Origin of the sequence: Pseudomonas sp. WOUb67, from assembly GCF_050058005.1 — a bacterium.
Classification (GTDB): domain Bacteria; phylum Pseudomonadota; class Gammaproteobacteria; order Pseudomonadales; family Pseudomonadaceae; genus Aquipseudomonas; species Aquipseudomonas putida_R.
In genome coordinates, this window is sequence record NZ_CP170112.1 from 746,566 (window position 1) to 765,793 (window position 19,228).

The following is a 19,228-nucleotide window of genomic DNA, read 5'->3' on the forward strand; positions in this document are numbered from 1 at the left end:
ACTCTCCACGTTCGTTTAACTGGGCGGGTTGGCGTCCATGTAGTATAACTACAAGAAAGCTACAACCCGGCCAGTCGATCATAACCGAGTCCAGCCCGTGAATCTGTTGCAACATATCGCCCAATCGCGCCACCTGCTGCGCAAATCGGAACTCAAAGTGGCCGACCACGTGCTGCTCGACCCGGCTGCGGTCATGCACAGCTCGATGGCCGACCTGGCGCACAGCGTGGGTATCAGTGAACCGACGATCGTGCGTTTCTGCCGGGCCATCGGTTGCTCGGGCTTCCAGGACCTGAAATTGAAACTGGCGCAGAGCCTGGCCGCCGGGGCCAGTTTTGGCCAGTTCGCCATCCATGAAGACGACTCGGTTGCCGACTACAGCCTGAAGATTTTCGACACCACCCTGCACACGCTGATGGAAGTGCGCGAGCACCTCGACCCGCATGCACTGCAACAGGCGGTGAGCGCCATGGCCCAGGCGCAGCGTGTGGAGTTCTATGGCTTTGGCGCATCCGGCGCGGTCGCGGCGGACGCCCAGCACAAGTTCTTCCGCCTGCTGCTCAGTGCGGCCGCGTATTCCGACCCGCATATGCAGGCGATGTCGGCGGTTACCTTGAGGCCTGGCGATGTGGCGGTGTGTATTTCCCAGTCGGGCCGCTCCAAGGACCTGCTGATCACCGCCAACCTGGTGCGTGAGAGCGGTGCCAACCTGATTACCCTGTGCCCAAGCCAGACGCCGCTGGCCGAGCTGTCGACCGTGAACCTGGCGATCGACGTGCATGAAGACACCGAAATCTACACCCCGCTGACCTCGCGTATCGCCCACCTGGTGGTGATCGACGTGCTGGCCATGGGCGTGGCCATGGCGCGCGGCCCGAGCCTGGTCAACCACCTGAAAAGCGTGAAGCGCAGCTTGCGCAGCTTGCGTTTGTCGCCCAAGTCGATCAAGGCTACAGACGACTGATTGCGACAGCCTGTGCTGGCCTCTTCGCGGGTAAACCCGCTCCCACAAGATAGCCACAGGGCCGAATACTGTGGGGTACCTGTGGGAGCGGGTTTACCCGCGAAGAGGCCAACACAGGCGATAAAAATTTCACTGTTTTGTCACCGTTCCACAGCCAAATCGTAAACCTTCAAGGCCAGTCTGAAACTCCCGCATCCTATCTGGGAGACAGGCAATGGCACGTGACCACGACGGTATCTACCAACCCAACGCCAAAGCTCGCAAGCAGCAGGAAAAGGATCAGCGCCGCATGGAATACCGCCGCGCGATCGAGGTGTATTGCGACCAGCGTCAACTGCTGCGCGACCTTGTGGATTACCCCGAGTTGCAAGCACTCACGGTGTGGCAGTCTTCAGCGGCAACTTCCCCGAAAAACGCTCAACAAGCGCACTGATCAACGCACGTTCGCTGCGGATGAACGCCAGAAACGCCAAGGCCACCGGCGACTGCCGCTTGGCCTTGGACTGCACCACGCACCAGCTGCGGTACAGCGGCAGCTCTTCCACCGGTAGCTCCTTCAGCGCACCGGTGGCCAGCTCCAGGTTGACCGCATGGCGGGTGAGCAGGGCAATGCCCAGGCCGGCGATCACGCACTCGCGCTGGGCATCGGCCGAGGCCACTTCCAGGGTCTGGGTGAAATGCACGCGTTTGTCCTTGAAATACTCCTCGCAGGCCTTGCGCGTGCCTGAGCCTTGCTCGCGTACCAGCAGGGTATGAGGCTCCAGGTCCTGCAGGCGCAGCTGCTCCAGCTTGCACAGCGGGTGCTCGGGCGGCGCCACCGCGATGATCGGGTTGTTGAGGAACGGCAGAAACTCCAGGCCCATGTCCTGCGGCACCATCGACATGATGATGATGTCGTCGCGGTTATCCGAAAGGCGGCGGATGGCCTGGGCGCGATTGACCACCGTCAGGGTCAGGTTGACCTCCGGGTGACGCTGCTTGAAGGCGGCGAACAGGTGTGGCACGAAGTACTTGGCGCTGGATTCGATCGCCAGTTTGAGCTGCCCCTGCAATGAGCCCTGCATGTCCGACAGCTGCATGTCCAGGCTCTCGAGGCGCCCGAAGATGTCGCGGCTGGCGCGTTGCAGGGCTTCGGCCGCTTCGGTCAGGTAGAGCTTCTTGCCCACGTACTCGAACAGCGGCTGGCCGATCAGCTCTTCGAGCTGACGGATCTGTAGACTAACGGCGGGTTGTGTCAGCGACATCTCTTCCGCTGCCCGGCTGTACGAGCGCAAATCGCACACCTCATTGAAGATCTGCAATTGACGCAAAGTCATACGCATCAATGACTTACGCATTTTCACCCGCCCTTCGGCAACACCTTGTAACTGCACTATAAGCTTTTACTAATGCTGCCTCTAACAAATATTGATTTTTGTTTATCGACCTACAGCGCTAGGGTGAATATGCGACTGGCCAGCAACGCCTGGTCACGCGCCGACCGGTAGAACCGGCTCGACTGTTCCTACGGCTTTGGGAAGACTCCAGTGATAAAAAAAATCCTGATCGCCAACCGAGGTGAAATCGCAGTTCGGATCGTGCGTGCCTGCGCCGAGATGGGCATACGCTCGGTAGCGATCTATTCCGACGCCGATCGGCACGCCTTGCACGTCAAGCGCGCCGACGAAGCCCACAGCATTGGTGCCGAGCCGCTGGCCGGTTACCTGAACCCGCGCAAGCTGGTGAACCTGGCTGTGGAAACCGGTTGTGATGCCCTGCACCCGGGCTATGGTTTCCTGTCGGAAAACGCTGAACTGGCAGAGATCTGCGCCGAACGCGGGATCAAGTTCATCGGCCCCGCCGCTGACGTCATTCGCGGCATGGGCGACAAGACCGAAGCGCGCCGCACCATGATTGCCGCCGGTGTGCCGGTTACCCCGGGCACCGAAGGCAACGTTGCCGATATTCATGAGGCCCTGAGCGAAGGTGAGCGCATCGGCTACCCGGTGATGCTCAAGGCCACCTCCGGTGGTGGCGGCCGCGGTATTCGCCGTTGCAACAGCCGCGAAGAGCTGGAACAGAACTTCCCACGGGTAATTTCCGAAGCCACCAAGGCCTTTGGTTCGGCGGAAGTGTTCCTGGAAAAGTGCATCGTCAACCCCAAGCACATCGAGGCACAGATCCTCGGTGACAGCTTCGGCAACGTGGTGCACCTGTTCGAGCGCGACTGCTCGATCCAGCGCCGTAACCAGAAGCTCATTGAAATTGCCCCAAGCCCCCAGCTCACGCCCGAGCAGCGCGCCTACATCGGCGACCTGGCGGTGCGTGCGGCCAAGGCGGTGAACTACGAGAACGCCGGTACCGTGGAGTTCCTGCTCGCCGATGGCGAGGTGTACTTCATGGAAATGAACACCCGGGTGCAGGTGGAGCACACCATCACCGAGGAAATCACCGGTATCGACATCGTCCGTGAGCAGATTCGCATCGCCTCGGGCCTGCCACTGTCGGTCAAGCAGGAAGACATCCAGCACCGCGGTTACGCGCTGCAGTTCCGCATCAACGCGGAAGACCCGAAGAACAACTTCCTGCCCAGCTTCGGCAAGATCACCCGTTACTACGCCCCCGGCGGCCCGGGCGTGCGTACCGATACAGCGATCTACACCGGCTACACCATTCCGCCGTTCTACGACTCCATGTGCCTGAAACTGGTGGTGTGGGCGTTGACCTGGGAAGAGGCCATGGACCGCGGCCTGCGAGCCCTGGACGACATGCGCGTGCAAGGGGTGAAGACCACCGCCGCGTACTACCAGGAAATCCTGCGCAACCCGGAATTCCGTAGCGGGCAGTTCAATACCAGCTTCGTCGAAAGCCACCCTGAACTGACCAACTACTCGATCAAGCGCAAACCCGAAGAGCTGGCCCTGGCCATCGCCGCCGCCATCGCCGCCCACGCAGGCCTGTGAGGAAACCTATAATGTCCAAGAAAATTCACGTAACCGACACGATCCTGCGCGACGCCCACCAGTCCCTGCTGGCCACCCGCATGCGTACCGAAGACATGCTGCCGATCTGCGACAAGCTCGACAAAGTCGGCTACTGGTCGCTGGAAGTCTGGGGCGGCGCCACCTTCGACGCCTGCGTGCGCTTCCTGAAAGAAGACCCGTGGGAGCGCCTGCGCAAGCTGCGCGCAGCCTTGCCCAACACCCGCCTGCAAATGCTGCTGCGCGGCCAGAACCTGCTGGGCTACCGCCACTACAGCGACGACGTGGTCAAGGCCTTCGTCGCCAAGGCTGCGGTAAACGGCATCGATGTGTTCCGCATCTTCGACGCCATGAACGACGTGCGTAACCTGCGCGTGGCCATCGAAGCGGTCAAGGCCGCCGGCAAGCACGCCCAGGGCACCATCGCCTACACGGTCAGCCCTGTGCACACCATCGACGCCTTTGTTGCCCAGGCCAAGCAGATGGAAGCCATGGGTTGCGACTCGGTGGCGATCAAGGACATGGCCGGCCTGCTGACCCCGTTCGCCGCTGGCGAACTGGTCAAGGCACTGAAGGCCGAGCAGTCGCTGCCGGTGTTCATCCACTCCCACGACACCGCCGGCCTGGCCGCCATGTGCCAGCTCAAGGCTGTGGAAAACGGCGCCGACCACATCGACACCGCCATCTCCAGCTTCGCCTGGGGCACCAGCCACCCGGGTACCGAGTCGATGGTTGCTGCGCTCAAGGGCAGCGAGTTCGACACCGGCCTGGACCTGGAGCTGCTGCAGGAAATCGGCTTGTACTTCTACGCGGTGCGCAAGAAGTACCACCAGTTCGAAAGCGAGTTCACCGCCGTGGACACCCGCGTGCAGGTCAACCAGGTGCCGGGCGGCATGATTTCCAACCTGGCCAACCAGCTGAAAGAGCAGGGCGCGCTCAACCGCATGAACGAAGTGCTGGCAGAGATCCCGCGTGTGCGTGAAGACCTCGGCTTCCCGCCGCTGGTGACGCCGACCTCGCAGATCGTCGGCACCCAGGCGTTCTTCAACGTGCTGGCCGGCGAGCGCTACAAGACCATCACCAACGAAGTGAAGCTGTACCTGCAAGGCGGTTACGGCAAGGCCCCGGGTGTGGTCAACGAGCAGCTGCGCCGCCAGGCGATCGGCAGCGAAGAAGTGATCGACGTGCGCCCGGCCGACCTGCTGAAGCCAGAGATGACCAAGCTGCGTGCCGACATCGGTGCCCTGGCCCGTTGCGAAGAAGACGTGCTGACTTTTGCCATGTTCCCGGACATTGGCCGCAAGTTCCTCGAAGAACGCGAAGCCGGCACCCTCACCCCGGAAGCGTTGCTGCCGATTCCAGAGGCTGGCGCCGTTTCTGCGCCAGGCGGTGAAGGCGTCCCGACCGAGTTCGTCATCGACGTGCACGGCGAAACCTACCGCGTCGACATCACCGGCGTTGGCGTGAAGGCCGAAGGCAAGCGCCACTTCTACCTGTCGATCGACGGCATGCCGGAAGAAGTGGTGTTCGAGCCACTCAACGAGTTCGTCGGCGGCGGCAGCAAGCGCAAGCAAGCCACCGACCCAGGCCACGTCAGTACCAACATGCCAGGCAACATCGTCGATGTACTGGTCAAGGAAGGTGACGTGGTCAAGGCCGGCCAGGCCGTGCTGATCACCGAAGCCATGAAGATGGAAACCGAAGTGCAGGCGGCCATCGCCGGCAAGGTCGTGGCCATCCACGTGGCCAAGGGCGATCGCGTGACGCCGGGCGAAATCCTGATCGAGATCGAGGGCTGAACTAAGCCTTTATCTACAAGCGGTTAACCTCTGGGGAGCGGATGCTCCCCTTTTTTTGTGCTGGATTTATCGGCCTCTTCGCGGGTAAACCCGCTCCCACAGGATTTCCACAAGCCTTGAGGTCAGTGATGTACCTGTGGGAGCGGGTTTACCCGCGAAGAGGCCGGCTGATCAGACACATTCCTCAGCTTTGACGGCATGCTTCAAGGGTTTCCAACTGACCCCCCGGCTGCTGGTTCGCCTCGCTCAACCACCGCTCGAACCCGGCGGCCACCGCCGGCCACTCTTCATCGGTAATCGAATACCAGGCCGTATCGCGGTTATGGTCCTTCACCACCAGGTGCTTGCGGAACACCCCTTCGTAGGTGAAGCCAAACCGCTCTGCCGCGCGCTTGGAGCGGGCGTTGGCGTTGTTGCACTTCCACTCCAGCCGGCGGTTGCCCAGTTCGAAGCCCAGCTTGCCCAGCAGGTACACCGCTTCGGTGCCTTTGGGTGTGCGCTGCATGGCGGCGCCGAAGGCGATGTGGCCGATTTCGATGCGGCCGTGGTCGGGCACGATCGACATCAGGCTGAGAATGCCCTGGGCCTGGCCGCTGGGGCGGTCGATGACGGTGTAGAACAGTGGGTCGCGCCCTGCGGCGTTGCCCTCCAGCCAGCGGTCGAAGGCAGCACGTTCGGCGAACGGGCCATAGGGCAGGTAGTCCCACAGCACCGGGTCGGCGGTTGGGCCTTGCAGCACTTCCCAGAGGTCGTCGCCATGGCGCGCCGGGTCGAGCTTTTCCAGGCGGATGAAGCGGCCGTCGATCGGCTCGGCCTGGGGCGTTGCGGCGGGTTTCCAGTTCAATGCGTCTGTCATGTTCGGCCTACAAGCCTTTGCGGAATTGGATGAAGCCCGAGCGCTCGGCAACCTGCTGATACAGGCTGATGGCGGTGGCATTGGTTTCGTGGGTCAGCCAGTGCACCTTGATGCAGTTGTCGGCCTTGGCTGTGGTGTAGACGTGCTCGATCAGCTGGCGGCCAATGCCCAGGCCACGCTGCGCGCTGTCGACGTACAGGTCCTGCAGGTAGCAGGAGTTTTCGATGCTCCAGTTGGAACGATGGTAGATGAAGTTGACCATCCCCACCGCCTTGCCATCGACCCAGGCCAGTGCCGAATGGGTCGGCTCACTCGGGTCGAGCAGGCGCTGCCAGGTGCTCAGGCTGACTTCATCGGCCAACTCGGTTTCGTAGAAGAGCAGGTAGGCCTGCCACAGGGCGAGCCAGGCGGCATGGTCTTGGGCGCTGACGGGGCGCAGGGTAACGCTGGGCATGGGGCTATTCCTTCACAGTTGGCGCATGTGCGCCGCGAGTTGGTTGTCCAGTTGATCGGGGCTGGCGCTCAGGCCTTCGCGCACGCCGGCGATGTCTTGCTCGGAGCGGTTCTGGCTGAGCTTGCGCGCACCTTGCAGGCGGGCGATGGGCAGGCGGATGCCGACGATGGCGCGGAGCATGCCGTCAATGTAGTCAGCCGGGGCGTCGGTGACGCTCCACGGTTCGTTGCGGCCTTGTTCGTGGCGCTCGGTCAGGCGGCTGACGATACTCAGTAGCGTTGCTGCGTCGTGGATCACCTCGGCCGGGCCATAGGCGTGTACGGCCAGGTAGTTCCAGGTCGGCACGACCTTGGGGTTATCTGCTTTGCTTGGGTAGTAGCCGGGGCTGACATAGGCATCGGCGCCGGGGAAGACCAGCAGGGCTTCGCCACCCTGCGCCAGGTCCTGCCATTGGCGGTTGGCCCGCGCCAGGTGCGCATACACGGTGCCGAACTCGCCTTCGCCCGTGTCGACCAGTACCGGCAGGTGTGTGGCCAACAGGCCTTGTTCGCCTTGGCTGACCAGCACGGCCAGGCGGGTGTCGAGCATGTGCTGGTGCAGGCGGCCGAGGTCGTGTTCCTGGTGGGGTTTGCTGTTGTACATGCTCGGTTTCCTTGTGCAATGGTGCCATCCTAGGCAGGCTATTGGTTCTGGGTAAGAGCCATTACTGCCTGTTTTCATAGGTCCAATGCCATGGGTGATAGCCCCCTCGTTTTGCCTTTCGACCCTTCCGGGATCGCCCTGGACCGCCGCCGCGGGCTCAGCCAGCAGCTGTACCAGGTGCTGCGCGCGCGGGTGCTGGACGGGCGCTTGAGCAGCGGTACCCGGCTGCCGGCCACCCGCGAGTTGGCCAGCATGCTGGCGCTTTCACGCAACAGCGTGGTGCGTGCCTATGACCAGTTGTACGCCGAGGGCTACATCGAAAGCCGGGTGGGCGATGGCACCTATGTAAGCCGGCTACCAAAACTATCCACACAAATATCCACAGGGTTATCCCATGGGTTATCAACAGACTTATCCACATTTTCAGTAAAAAATACTGAGGATTTATCCAGCAACCGGCATTCCAGCGAAGCTTTGCAGCGGCTGAAAACCAACCACTTGCCGCCGCCAAGAAGCGGTCAGCCGCGTGCTTTTCGCGTCGGTATTCCCGCATTCGACCTGTTCCCGTTTGACGTCTGGGCCAAGCTGCAGGCGGGTTTCTGGCGTAATCCGAGCCCCGCACAACTGGGTTATGGCGACCCGGCGGGTGAGCCGATGCTGCGCGAACTGATCGCTGCCTACTTGCGTCGCTCGCGTGGGCTGAGTTGCATGGCTGAACAAATTGTGATCACCAGTGGTGCGCAGCAGGCCATCAGCCTTTGTGCACAGTTGCTGTTGCAGCCGGGCGACGCGGTGGCTGTGGAAAACCCGGGCTATCGGGCGGCCGGTCATGCGCTTGCACTGGCGGGTGGCCGGGTGCTTGGCGTACCGGTGGATGAAGAGGGGATGGATTGCGGTCGGCTCGGGCAGTTGGAGGATTGCCGGCTGGCCTATGTGACGCCTGCTCACCAGTACCCGACCGGGGTGACCATGAGCCTGGCGCGTCGCCTGGCATTGCTGGCCTGGGCCGAGCGTAACGATGGCTGGATCATCGAGGACGACTACGACGGTGAGTACCGATACAGCGGCGCGCCCTTGGCCCCGCTTGCAGCGCTCGACCAGCATGGGCGGGTGCTGTATGTCGGCACCTTCGGCAAAATCGCCTTCCCGGCGCTGCGCCTGGGTTACCTGGTGCTGCCGCCGCCGCTGGCCCAGGCGTTCAGCCAGGCCAAGGCGCTGGCGGTGCGGCATTCCGAGGTCAGCAGCCAATGCGTGATGGCCGAGTTCATGGCCCGCGGGCACTTTCAGCGGCATATCCGGCGCATGCGCAAGGCGGCGTTGAGCCGGCGAAATGTGCTCAAGGCCGGCTGGCCTGTGGATATTCCCGGGCTGGGCGCCATGCCGGCAGTGGCGGCCGGGCTGCATGTGAAAGTAGATGTGGATAACTTTGCGCGGGAGCAGGAACTGGTGGCCAAGGCTGAAGCGGTGGGTGTGGAGGTGACGCCGCTGAGCAATTTCTGGTTGGCGGACAGCGAGGTGCCTGTGGATAAGCGAGCGGGGCTGGTGCTGGGGTTTGCGGCGGTGCCGGAGGGGGAGATTGCCGAGGCTTTGATGCGCTTGCGCAGGGCGTGGAGACATTGAAATAGGGCCGCTTCGCGGCCCAATCGCCGGCAAGCCAGCTCCCACAGGTATTGCGCCTGCCTTGAAAGCAGTGAAGTTCCTGTGGGAGCTGGCTTGCCGGCGATTGGGCTGCAAAGCAGCCCCGGCTCTACATCAGGTGCCGGATTTGATCCGCGTCCAGGCCCGGGTCCTGGCCCGCTCTGCATCCCGCGCCAATGGCTTGAGGGTGTACAGCTTGGCCATCGCCTCCGCCGTCGGGTACAGGTTGGGGTTGTTGCGTATTGCCGGGTTCACCTTGTCGGTCGCATCCTTGTTCGGGTTGGGGTACCCGACAAAGTCGCTGATCGGCGCAATCACCTCTGGCCGCAGCAGGTAATTGATGAACGTATGGGCGTCCTCCGGGTTGGCCGCATTCTTCGGAATCGCCAGCATGTCGAACCAGATCGGCGCGCCTTCCTTGGGCAGTCGCATGTCCACAACCACGTCGTTCTTGGCTTCGCGGGCGCGGTTGGCGGCCTGCGAGAAGCTGCCGCTATAGCCCACCGCCACGCAGATATCGCCATTGGCGATGTCTGCCATGTACTTCGAGGAGTGGAAGTAGGTGATGTACGGGCGAATCTTCAGCATCAGCGCCTCGGCCTTCTTGTAGTCGGCCGGTTTGTCACTGTTCGGTGGCAAGCCCAGGTACTGCAGGGCCAGCGGCAGAATCTCCGAAGGCGAGTCGAGCAGGGCCACGCCGCACTGCTTGAGCTTGGCGATGTTCTCTTCCTTGAAGATCAGGTCCCAGCTGTCCACCGGCGCATTGTCGCCGAGCGCAGCCTTGACCTTGGCCGGGTTGAAGCCGATCAGCACGGTGCCGTACATGTAGGGCACGGCAAACTTGTTGCCCGGGTCGTTGGCCTCGATCAGCTTCATCAGCGCCGGGTCCAGGTGTTGCCAGTTCGGCAGCTTGCTGCGATCCAGCGGCTGGAATACCCCGGCCTCGATCTGCTTGGCGAGGAACACGTTGGACGGCACCACCACGTCGTAGCCGGAGTTGCCGGTGAGCAGCTTGGCCTCCAGCGCTTCGTTGGTGTCGAAGATGTCATAGATCAGTTTGACGCCGCTGTCCTTCTGGAAGTCGGTCAAGGTCTGCGGGGTGATGTAATCGAACCAGTTATACACACGCAAGGTGCGCTGCTCGGCCTGGGCTTGCAGGGCGCCGGTGAACAGGGTGGCAGCGATGAACGGGGCGAGCAGACGCTTGAGTTGGACCATTACCGGGCTCCTGGCTGGGCGCGCTGGAAGCCTTCCAGCACATTGACCGCGTTGATACCGATTTCTTCCACAGCGTAGCCGCCTTCCATCACGAACAGGGTCGGCTTGCCGAGCTGGCCAATGCGCTTGCCCATTTCCAGGTAGTCCGGGCTGTCCAGCTTGAACTGGGAGATGGGGTCGTCCTTGAAAGTGTCCACACCCAGCGAGATCACCAGCACATCGGCGTCATAGTCGGCGATGCGCTGGCAGGCGTCTTCCAGAGCGGCGTTCCATGCGGGCCAGTCGCTGCCGGCCGGCAACGGATAGTTGATGTTGTAGCCTTCACCGGCACCTTCGCCGGTTTCGTCGGCATAGCCCAGGAAGAACGGGAATTCGGCCTGCGGGTCTCCGTGGATCGAGGCGAAGAACACGTCGTCGCGGCTGTAAAAGATGTCCTGGGTGCCGTTGCCGTGGTGGTAGTCGACGTCGAGGATGGCGACTTTGCGCTTGCCCTGGTCGAGGAATGCTTGGGCGGCGATGGCGGCGTTGTTCAGGTAGCAGTAGCCGCCCATCACTTCACCGGCGGCGTGGTGCCCTGGCGGACGGCACAGGGCGAAGGCCGAATGGGCGCCTTGCTGGATCGCTGCCTGGGCGGTGAGGGCGACTTGCGCAGCGCTGTAGGCAGCCTGCCAGGTACCCGCGGTGATGGAGGCGCCGGCGTCGAAGCTGTAGTAACCCAGTTCGCCATGCAGGCCGGTTGGTTTGACCTGACGCAGCGTGCGGGCGGGCCAGGTGAAGGGCAGCAGGTCACCCTCGTGACCCAGTGCCGCCCAGCGGGCCCAGGCGCCTTCGAAGAAATCCAGGTAGTCGGCGCTGTGGATGCGCAGCAATGGCGCACGGCCGAAGTCGGTCGGGCCCTGGACGTCGCCGAGGTTGCGCTTTTTCACCTGGTCGAGCACATGGTCGGCGCGCGAAGGCATTTCGAAGCAGGGCATCAGCTTGCCGTCGATCAGCTCGCAGCGGCCGTGGTGCAGGCGGTGGTCATCGGAATAGATCGTCAGCATTGTTGTTCTCCGGGTGGGTACTGGCGTGGGTCCATTGTCATGGGCGGGTCAGTGGCGGAGAACGACGCATACGGCCAAAAGGGGATCGATGTGGCCAAGCTCTATGGCCGGATTGTTGGTGACCTGTACTGGCCCTTTCGCGGGTTCACCCGCGAAAGGGCCAGTACAGGTCAACCGCGGAAATGGCTGGGCGCCACGCCGCTCCAACGCTGAAACGCATGGCGGAAGCTGGCCGTCTCGCTGAACCCCAACGTTTCGGCAATGCGGTAGATGGGCATCTGCTCATCGGCCAGCAGTTGCTTGGCCCGTTCGAACCTCAGTTCGTCCAGCAGCTGTTGATAACTGCTGCCCAACGCCTGCAAATGCCGGCGCAAGGTGCGCGAGGAGCAGTTCATCTGCCGTGCCAGGCCTTCCAGCCCAGGCGCGGCATCCAGTTGCTGCGCCAGCAGCTGGCGAATCCGCCCCAGCCAGGCCTGACGGCCGGTGAACTCAAGGTTCAGGCGCCGGCAGCGTTCGCTCATGGCTTTGTGGGTAATCGGGTCGGCCAACGGTAGCGGCGTATCCAGCCAGCGCCGCTCGAACGCAAAGGCGTTGTCCTCGGCGGCGAAACCGACCGGGCACTGGAATGCACCGGCATAGCGCGCGTGGTAGCCGGGCCGTGGGTGTTCGAAGCGGGCGCCCAGCAGCGGCAGCGGGCGGCCGAGCAGGTCGTCGCAGATGACTTTCAGCGATACCAGGCAGAACTCTGCGTTGAAAGCGCTCAGCGCCGGGCTGTCGTGGTAATCGCTGGCGCTGAACCACACCCGCTGGCCATCGTCGAGCAAGCGCAGCTTGAAGACTGTTCCCAGCAGTGCCGGATATTGCAGCGCCAGGCGCAAGGCGTCACCCAAAGTGGCACTGGAGAGCAGGGCGTAACCGAGCATGCCGTAGCACGACACATGCATGCGCCGGCCCAGTTCCAGGCCGATGTCCTCGCGCCGGGCCACGGCGTTGGCGCACACTTGCAGTTCCTGCTGGGTGGTGATGCGTGCATCGGCGTGCCCCAGGTCTGCCGGGCCAATGCCGCTGCCGGCCAGCAGCGCCGAAGCCTCGCAACCGTCTGCCTGGAAGACGTTGAGGATCAGCGAAACTGCGTTGAGGGTGGTCAGGTGACTGTGCAGCATGCTGGGTAATCCCGGGGGGCTGGGACGCATTATGGAGCAAGTTGTGTGCCGATATCCGGGTGCCGCTTTGCGGCCCCACAATTCAGCAGGCAAAAAAAAGGCCCGAAGCAATCGCTCGGGCCTTGAAAGGTTGAGAGGTGTCTAGTCCCTTAACCTGGTGAGACTGTTTGCAGCGGCCGGGTTACGCCTTCAGCGGAACCAGACGTGGAGCGATCATGTTTTCCGGACGCAGGATGTCGTTGAGCATCTCTTCGTCCAGCAGCTTCTCTTCGCGCACCAGTTCCAGTACGCCGCGGCCGGTTTCCAGGGCAACGCGGGCGATACGGGTGGCGTTTTCGTAGCCGATGTACGGGTTCAGGGCGGTGACCAGGCCGATCGAGTGCTCGACCAGTTCACGGCAGCGCTGTTCGTTGGCGGTGATGCCGACGATGCAGTGCTCGCGCAGCATGTCCATGGCGCGTTGCAGCAGGCGGATCGAGTCGAAGATCTTGTAGGCGATCAGCGGTTCCATCACGTTCAGCTGCAGCTGGCCACCTTCGGCGGCGACGGTCAGGGCCAGGTCGTTGCCCATGATGGCGAAGGCGACCTGGTTGACGGCTTCCGGGATAACCGGGTTGACCTTGCCTGGCATGATCGAGCTGCCTGGCTGACGCGCTGGCAGGTTGATTTCGTTGATGCCGGTGCGCGGGCCGCTGGACAGCAGGCGCAGGTCGTTGCAGATCTTCGACAGCTTGACTGCGGTACGCTTGAGCATGCCGGAGAACAGCACGAAGGCGCCCATGTCGGAGGTGGCTTCGATCAGGTCGGCAGCTGGTACCAGCGGTTGGCCGCTGATGGTTGCCAGGCGCTGAACGGCGAGCATCTGGTAGCCCGGGTCGGCGTTGATGCCGGTACCGATGGCAGTACCGCCCAGGTTGATTTCGGTCAGCAGCTCAGGCGCCAGCGAACGCAGACGGTTGAGGTCTTCGGTCATGGTGGTGGCGAAGGCGCGGAATTCCTGGCCCAGGGTCATCGGCACGGCGTCCTGCAGCTGGGTACGGCCCATCTTCAGTACGTGGTCGAACTCTTTACCTTTGGCAGCGAAGGCCTGGATCAGGCTGTCGAGGCTGGCCAGCAGGGCGTCGTGACCCAGCAGCAGGCCCAGGCGGATAGCGGTCGGGTAGGCGTCGTTGGTCGACTGCGCCATGTTCACATCGTTGTTAGGGTGCAGGTACTGGTACTCACCCTTCTGGTGGCCCATGGCCTCCAGCGCGATGTTGGCGATGACTTCGTTGGCGTTCATGTTGGTAGAGGTACCAGCACCGCCTTGAATCATGTCCACCACGAACTGCTCGTGGTAGTCGCCCTTGATCAGTCGTGCGCAGGCTGCGCTGATCGCGGCGTGCTTGGCATCGCTCAAGTGCCCCAGCTCACGGTTGGCGTCAGCAGCTGCCTGCTTGACCATCGCCAGGCCGACTACCAGTTTCGGGTAGTGCGACAGCGGAACACCGGAGAGGTGGAAGTTGTTGGCAGCGCGCAGGGTCTGGATGCCGTAGTAGGCATCAGCAGGAACTTCAAGGGTACCCAACAGATCTTTTTCGACGCGGAACGATGCAGCGGAGGACATGATGTATATCATCTCGATTTTGACCCGGCACATGCCGGAATGGCGCCAATCCTAGGCCTGAAGGTGATTTTGCGGCCAATGCTGTTGCACGCTAACCTATGCACAAACGGCATAGTGTTTCATGTGACGCCAATTGACATTCGAGCGTGTTCCATTTTGGTGCACGCCGGGAGATGTGCTTCGTGAACCTTGAAAGCAAATGGCTGGAAGACTTCAGCGCGCTGGCTTCCACCCGCAGTTTTTCCCAGGCCGCAGAGCGGCGTTTCGTCACCCAACCGGCCTTCAGCCGGCGCATTCGCAGCCTTGAAGCGGCGTTGGGGCTGCAACTGGTGAATCGTTCCCGCACGCCAATCGAACTGACCGAAGCCGGCCAGCTGTTTCTTGTCACAGCGCGCACTGTTGTAGACCAGTTGAGCGAAATTCTGCGCCATTTGCATCATCTTGAAGGCGGGCAGGGCGAGGTGGTGCAGGTGGCTGCGGCACACTCCCTGGCATCGGGCTTTTTCCCCCGTTGGGTGGCCCAGTTGCGCAACGACGGCTTGAACATCGCCACCCGCCTGGTTGCGACTAACGTCGGAGATGCCGTGCATGCATTACGCGAAGGTGGCTGCGACCTGATGCTGGCCTTTTATGACCCGGACGCGGCCCTGCAGATGGATGCCGAGATCTTCCCGTCGCTGCACATGGGCAACACCGAAATGTTGCCGGTGTGCGCCGTGGATGCCGAGGGCAAGCCGTTGTTCGACCTGGAAGGTGAGGGCAGCGTGCCGTTGTTGGCCTATACCGCTGGCGCCTTCCTGGGCCGCTCGGTCAATTTGCTGCTACGCCAGCGCAACCTGCGCTATACCACCGTCTACGAAACTGCCATGGCCGACAGCCTCAAGAGCATGGCGCTGGAAGGAATGGGTATCGCCTGGGTACCGCGCCTGTCGATGCGTGGCGAGCTGGAACGGGGCGAGCTGGCCGTGTGCGGCGGCAGCCAGTGGCACGTGCCACTGGAAATTCGCCTGTACCGCTGCGCCCTGGTGCGCAAGGCCAACGTCAGGCTGTTGTGGCGCAAGCTCGAGGGTACGGCGGCGGTTGACCCAAAAGTCAGCCAAAGCCCCGAAAAATAAGGCCCGACAGTTGGTCGCCGGGGTGCCTTAAACGCACCACCTTACGGTATACTGCGCGGCCTTTCGACCGGATGCGTCCGGTCCAGATCAGCAAACAAGCCACGCCGGTCGTCCCGCGTGGCTTGTTGTTTTTTGACGCGCCCGCGGGCGCACAAGCGAAGAGGCTCGACGATGAGTGCACTGGTTGGCGTGATCATGGGCTCCAAGTCCGATTGGTCCACCCTTAGCCACACCGCCGATATGCTGGAAAAACTCGGCATTCCCTACGAAGTGAAGGTGGTTTCTGCCCACCGCACCCCGGATCTGCTGTTCCAGTATGCCGAGGAGGCCGAAGGCCGCGGCATCGAAGTGATCATCGCCGGTGCCGGTGGCGCAGCCCACCTGCCAGGCATGTGCGCCGCCAAGACCCACCTGCCGGTGCTGGGCGTGCCGGTGCAGTCGTCGATGCTGTCGGGTGTCGATTCGCTGCTGTCGATCGTGCAGATGCCAGCCGGCGTGCCGGTTGCCACGCTGGCCATCGGCCGCGCCGGTGCGATCAACGCTGCGCTGCTGTCCGCCAGCATCCTGGGCGCCAAGTACCCGCAGTACCACGCGGCGCTCAAGCAGTTCCGCACGGAACAGACCGACACTGTGCTGGACAACCCAGACCCGCGCCAGGCTTGAGGCTCAACCCATGAAGATCGGTGTAATCGGTGGCGGCCAGCTGGGCCGCATGCTGGCCCTGGCGGGCACCCCGCTGGGCATGAACTTCGCCTTCCTCGACCCGGCACCGGACGCCTGTGCCGCGCCGTTGGGCGAGCACCTGCGTGCCGACTACGGCGACCAGGACCACCTGCGCCAGCTGGCCGACGAAGTCGACCTGGTCACCTTCGAGTTCGAAAGCGTCCCGGCCGAGACCGTGGCCTTCCTTTCGCAGTTCGTGCCGGTGTACCCAAGCGCCGAAGCGCTGCGCATCGCCCGCGACCGCCTGTTCGAAAAGAGCATGTTCCGCGACCTGGGTATCCCGACCCCGGCCTTCGCCGACATCCTCTCCCAGGCAGACCTGGACGCTGCCGTCGCCAGCATCGGCCTGCCGGCCGTGCTGAAAACCCGCACCCTGGGTTACGACGGCAAGGGCCAGAAGGTGCTGCGCACGCCAGAAGACGTGGTAGGCACCTTCGCCGAGCTGGGCAGCGTGCCGTGCCTGCTGGAAGGCTTCGTGCCGTTCACCGGCGAAGTGTCGCTGGTGGCCGTGCGTGCCCGTGATGGCGAAACCCGCTTCTACCCGCTGGTGCACAACACCCACGAAAGCGGCATCCTGCGCCTGTCGGTCGCCAGCCAGGCGCACCCGCTGCAGGCCCTGGCCGAAGATTATGTGGGCCGTGTGTTGCAGAAGCTGGACTACGTTGGCGTGATGGCCTTCGAGTTCTTCGAGGTTGACGGTGGCCTGAAGGCCAATGAAATCGCCCCGCGCGTGCACAACTCCGGGCACTGGACCATCGAAGGCGCCGAGTGCAGCCAGTTCGAGAACCACCTGCGCGCCGTTGCCGGCCTGCCGCTGGGCTCGACCGCCAAGGTGGGCGAGAGCGCGATGCTCAACTTCATCGGTGAAGTGCCGGCCGTGGACAAGGTTGTCGCCATCGGCGACTGCCACCTGCACCACTACGGCAAGGCCTTCAAGGTCGGGCGCAAGGTTGGCCATGCCACCCTGCGCTGCCATGACATGGCCACCCTCGAGCGCAAGATTGCCGAAGTAGAGGCGCTGATCAGCAACTGATCGGGCTGCAAATCGAACTTCTGCAAGCGGCATGCCCTCTGAACATGGCAACAAGCCAAAGCCCGTCTAGGCTTTGGCTTGTTCCATATTCACTGCAGAGGGATTGCCATGGGCATCATTGGAACCATCTTCATCGGCCTCATCGTCGGCCTGCTGGCCCGCTTCATCAAGCCGGGCGACGACAGCATGGGCTGGATCATGACCATCCTGCTGGGTATCGCCGGCTCCTTGTTGGCCACCTACGGCGGCCAGGCTCTGGGCATCTACCAGGCCGGGCAGGCGGCGGGCTTCTTTGGCGCGCTGGTCGGCGCCGTCGTCCTTCTGGTGATCTACGGATTCATCAAGAAACGCTGAATACTGGTTAGAATGCCCGGCAATTCATTCGAGTTGCCGAGCATTGCCATGCGTGCCTTTTTCCTCGTCCCCCTGCTGTTGGCCAGTACCCTGGCCCATGCCGAACTGCCTGAAACCGATTGGCTGGAGCTGATGCCAAAGTCGGACCAGAAGGCGCTGGAGCAAATGCCCGAAATCGACCACAACTCGCCGGAAGCCATGGGCACCTTTACCGACAAGGGTGGGCTGAAGCAGAGCAAGGGCCTGCCAGCGGTGATGTATTCGACCAAGACCGTGGCGGCCATGAACGGCAAGGACATTCGCCTGGGCGGCTACCCGGTGCCGCTGGAAAGCGACGCCAAAGGCAACAGCACGCTGTTTTTCCTGGTGCCGTACCCGGGCGCATGCATCCATGTGCCGCCACCGCCGCCGAACCAGCTGGTGCTGGTGCGCTACCCGAAAGGGTTGAAGATCGATGACATCTACACACCGCTGTGGGTCAGCGGCAAGCTGAAGGTGGAAAAGGTCAGCAATGACCTGGCCGATGCGGCCTATGCGCTGGATGCGGGGAAGGTGAGGGTGGTGGAGGACGCAGACCTCTGATTGCCTGCACCGGCCTCTTCGCGGGTAAACCCGCTCCCACAGGTACTGCACCGCATTCGAAATGGGTGCAGTACCTGTGGGAGCGGGCGTGCCCGCGAAGAGGCCCGCAAAACCACGGCAAAACTCAGATCATTTGACAACCGATCTGCACACCCAGCGAATGGCTCGCGCCAGGCTTTAATTCCACCACGTCATCCCACACATTCGCCGTCTCGATGCACAGCATCCGCTGCCAGCCATCATCAGCCATGTCCGCCAGCTCCTTGGCCCGCTCGGTCCACGGGTTCCAGATCACCGCCGAGCGCGACCCGCTGCTGGTCAAGGTAATCCGCCGGTTCCAGTGCGGGTCGACAATGCTCAGTTGCGATGGGGTGTCGAGGTAGATCCGGTCTGTCTCCCCGGCAAACGCCAGTGCTCCCTGTTGCTGACGCTGTTCCCAGTCCGCCAGGGTTTCGATATAGCCCAGGCCCTCGACGCCTTCGACCCGTGCCTGGCGCACATCGCTGACCGCGAAGTAGCTGTGCAGGGCCTGGCTGATGGTCACGGGGGTATTGCCCATGTTGCGGCTTGTCAGCTTCAGCGTTAGCGCCTCGCCCAGCTCCACCAACAGTTTCAGCTCGACGTCATGGGGCCAGCCAGGCAGGTCACCCTGCGCCTCAGGCAGTTCGAATTCGATGCGCAGGCCGTTGCCCGCTTCCTCGATACCCAGCAGCTGCCAGTCACGCGAGCGCGCCAGCCCGTGGGCAGGCGCCTGCTCGCCGTGGTACATGGCCTGAACGGCCTGGGGGTTGCGCTGCAGGTTGCCGAACCACGGCCAGCACACCGGCACACCGGCGCGGACCGACTTGCCCTGGCGGAGGATGGCCTGGTCGCTCAGCCACAGCAGCGGCGGTTCGCCGACCCGCTGGTAGCTGAGGATCTGTGCGCCCTGCTGGGCGATCAGGAGTTCGGCGCGGTCGCTGCTGATACGCCAGCAGTTGAGTTCGCCATGTTGCTCGGTTACGACCTGGTAGGTAGCCATTGCGTTCGTCTCATTGATTGCCAGTGGGCCTTGGACCCGGGCACATGCAATGAGTTT

The 19,228-nt window shown here is 62.8% G+C and carries 19 protein-coding genes; 10 read left to right on the forward strand and 9 right to left on the reverse strand.

Translation table 11 applies throughout. The features are described from left to right. The first annotated feature begins 97 nt into the window (after nt 1-97). Both hexR and ABOC32_RS03335 read left to right on the forward strand, forming a co-directional pair. Entirely contained in the window at nt 98-964 is an 867-nt protein-coding gene (gene hexR / locus ABOC32_RS03330; RefSeq protein WP_016489869.1) for a transcriptional regulator HexR, read from the forward strand. 214 nt (nt 965-1,178) lie between these two features. Further along, the gene (locus ABOC32_RS03335) at nt 1,179-1,397 is read left to right on the forward strand and encodes a PA3496 family putative envelope integrity protein (RefSeq protein ID WP_081042070.1); all 219 of its coding nucleotides are present in this window, start codon (nt 1,179-1,181) and stop codon (nt 1,395-1,397) included. On the opposite strand, the gene ABOC32_RS03340 is transcribed toward ABOC32_RS03335, so the two are convergent. Then, nucleotides 1,339-2,301, reverse strand: coding sequence for a LysR family transcriptional regulator (locus ABOC32_RS03340; RefSeq protein WP_426810131.1), 963 nt, complete (start codon nt 2,299-2,301; stop codon nt 1,339-1,341). The genes ABOC32_RS03335 and ABOC32_RS03340 overlap by 59 nt on opposite strands. Before the next feature lie 189 nt (nt 2,302-2,490). Here ABOC32_RS03340 and ABOC32_RS03345 point away from each other — a divergent pair, with 189 nt between their 5' ends. Both ABOC32_RS03345 and oadA read left to right on the forward strand, forming a co-directional pair. Further along, entirely contained in the window at nt 2,491-3,906 is a 1,416-nt protein-coding gene (locus ABOC32_RS03345; protein WP_043199878.1) for an acetyl-CoA carboxylase biotin carboxylase subunit, read from the forward strand. An 11-nt stretch (nt 3,907-3,917) separates the two neighbouring features. Beyond that, a complete protein-coding gene (gene oadA / locus ABOC32_RS03350; protein WP_016502269.1) occupies nt 3,918-5,723 on the forward strand; it encodes a sodium-extruding oxaloacetate decarboxylase subunit alpha in 1,806 nt (601 codons plus the stop codon). Between the two features lie 184 nt (nt 5,724-5,907). On the opposite strand, the gene ABOC32_RS03355 is transcribed toward oadA, so the two are convergent. From ABOC32_RS03355 to ABOC32_RS03365, 3 genes are read right to left on the reverse strand one after another with little or no spacing between them, the layout of a single operon-like run. Further along, a complete protein-coding gene (locus tag ABOC32_RS03355) occupies nt 5,908-6,579 on the reverse strand; it encodes a GNAT family N-acetyltransferase (protein WP_426810132.1) in 672 nt (223 codons plus the stop codon). 7 nt (nt 6,580-6,586) lie between these two features. Continuing rightward, nucleotides 6,587-7,033 (reverse strand): N-acetyltransferase family protein, encoded by a 447-nt coding sequence (locus tag ABOC32_RS03360; RefSeq protein WP_426810133.1) that lies wholly within the window; start codon nt 7,031-7,033, stop codon nt 6,587-6,589. 12 nt (nt 7,034-7,045) lie between these two features. After that, the gene (locus ABOC32_RS03365; protein ID WP_426810134.1) at nt 7,046-7,675 is read right to left on the reverse strand and encodes an FMN-binding negative transcriptional regulator; all 630 of its coding nucleotides are present in this window, start codon (nt 7,673-7,675) and stop codon (nt 7,046-7,048) included. Nucleotides 7,676-7,765: 90 nt separating this feature from the next. On the opposite strand from ABOC32_RS03365, the gene ABOC32_RS03370 reads away from it, so the two are divergent. Beyond that, a complete protein-coding gene (locus ABOC32_RS03370; RefSeq protein ID WP_426810135.1) occupies nt 7,766-9,295 on the forward strand; it encodes a PLP-dependent aminotransferase family protein in 1,530 nt (509 codons plus the stop codon). Between the two features lie 132 nt (nt 9,296-9,427). Here ABOC32_RS03370 and ABOC32_RS03375 read toward each other — a convergent pair whose 3' ends face one another. The 4 genes from ABOC32_RS03375 to aspA form a co-directional block, all read right to left on the reverse strand. Then, complete coding sequence (locus ABOC32_RS03375) at nt 9,428-10,531, reverse strand: polyamine ABC transporter substrate-binding protein (protein WP_426810136.1); 1,104 nt, start codon at nt 10,529-10,531, stop codon at nt 9,428-9,430. Then, entirely contained in the window at nt 10,531-11,574 is a 1,044-nt protein-coding gene (locus ABOC32_RS03380; protein ID WP_426810137.1) for a histone deacetylase family protein, read from the reverse strand. The genes ABOC32_RS03375 and ABOC32_RS03380 overlap by 1 nt, the downstream gene beginning before the upstream one ends. 170 nt (nt 11,575-11,744) lie before the next feature. After that, nucleotides 11,745-12,737 (reverse strand): AraC family transcriptional regulator, encoded by a 993-nt coding sequence (locus tag ABOC32_RS03385; RefSeq protein ID WP_043199864.1) that lies wholly within the window; start codon nt 12,735-12,737, stop codon nt 11,745-11,747. A gap of 181 nt (nt 12,738-12,918) precedes the next feature. Further along, nucleotides 12,919-14,343 (reverse strand): aspartate ammonia-lyase, encoded by a 1,425-nt coding sequence (aspA, locus tag ABOC32_RS03390; protein ID WP_041168153.1) that lies wholly within the window; start codon nt 14,341-14,343, stop codon nt 12,919-12,921. 182 nt (nt 14,344-14,525) lie between these two features. On the opposite strand from aspA, the gene ABOC32_RS03395 reads away from it, so the two are divergent. The 5 genes from ABOC32_RS03395 to ABOC32_RS03415 all read left to right on the forward strand — a co-directional run bounded on the left by ABOC32_RS03395 (nt 14,526) and on the right by ABOC32_RS03415 (nt 18,150). Further along, on the forward strand, nt 14,526-15,458 hold the full coding sequence (locus ABOC32_RS03395) for a LysR substrate-binding domain-containing protein (protein WP_176393858.1): 933 nt from the start codon (nt 14,526-14,528) through the stop codon (nt 15,456-15,458). 171 nt (nt 15,459-15,629) lie between these two features. Then, nucleotides 15,630-16,121 carry a 5-(carboxyamino)imidazole ribonucleotide mutase gene (purE, locus tag ABOC32_RS03400; RefSeq protein ID WP_016489856.1) on the forward strand — a complete coding sequence of 164 codons (492 nt, stop codon included), beginning with the start codon at nt 15,630-15,632 and terminating at the stop codon, nt 16,119-16,121. Nucleotides 16,122-16,131: 10 nt separating this feature from the next. Next, nucleotides 16,132-17,214, forward strand: coding sequence for a 5-(carboxyamino)imidazole ribonucleotide synthase (locus ABOC32_RS03405; protein ID WP_016502259.1), 1,083 nt, complete (start codon nt 16,132-16,134; stop codon nt 17,212-17,214). Nucleotides 17,215-17,322: 108 nt separating this feature from the next. Further along, nucleotides 17,323-17,568 (forward strand): GlsB/YeaQ/YmgE family stress response membrane protein, encoded by a 246-nt coding sequence (locus tag ABOC32_RS03410; RefSeq protein WP_010955824.1) that lies wholly within the window; start codon nt 17,323-17,325, stop codon nt 17,566-17,568. 48 nt (nt 17,569-17,616) lie between these two features. Next, the gene (locus tag ABOC32_RS03415; protein ID WP_161775560.1) at nt 17,617-18,150 is read left to right on the forward strand and encodes a DUF3299 domain-containing protein; all 534 of its coding nucleotides are present in this window, start codon (nt 17,617-17,619) and stop codon (nt 18,148-18,150) included. Nucleotides 18,151-18,274: 124 nt separating this feature from the next. Here the strand turns inward: ABOC32_RS03415 and ABOC32_RS03420 are convergent, their stop codons facing one another. Then, complete coding sequence (locus tag ABOC32_RS03420; protein WP_426810138.1) at nt 18,275-19,171, reverse strand: D-hexose-6-phosphate mutarotase; 897 nt, start codon at nt 19,169-19,171, stop codon at nt 18,275-18,277. Nucleotides 19,172-19,228: the final 57 nt, after the last annotated feature.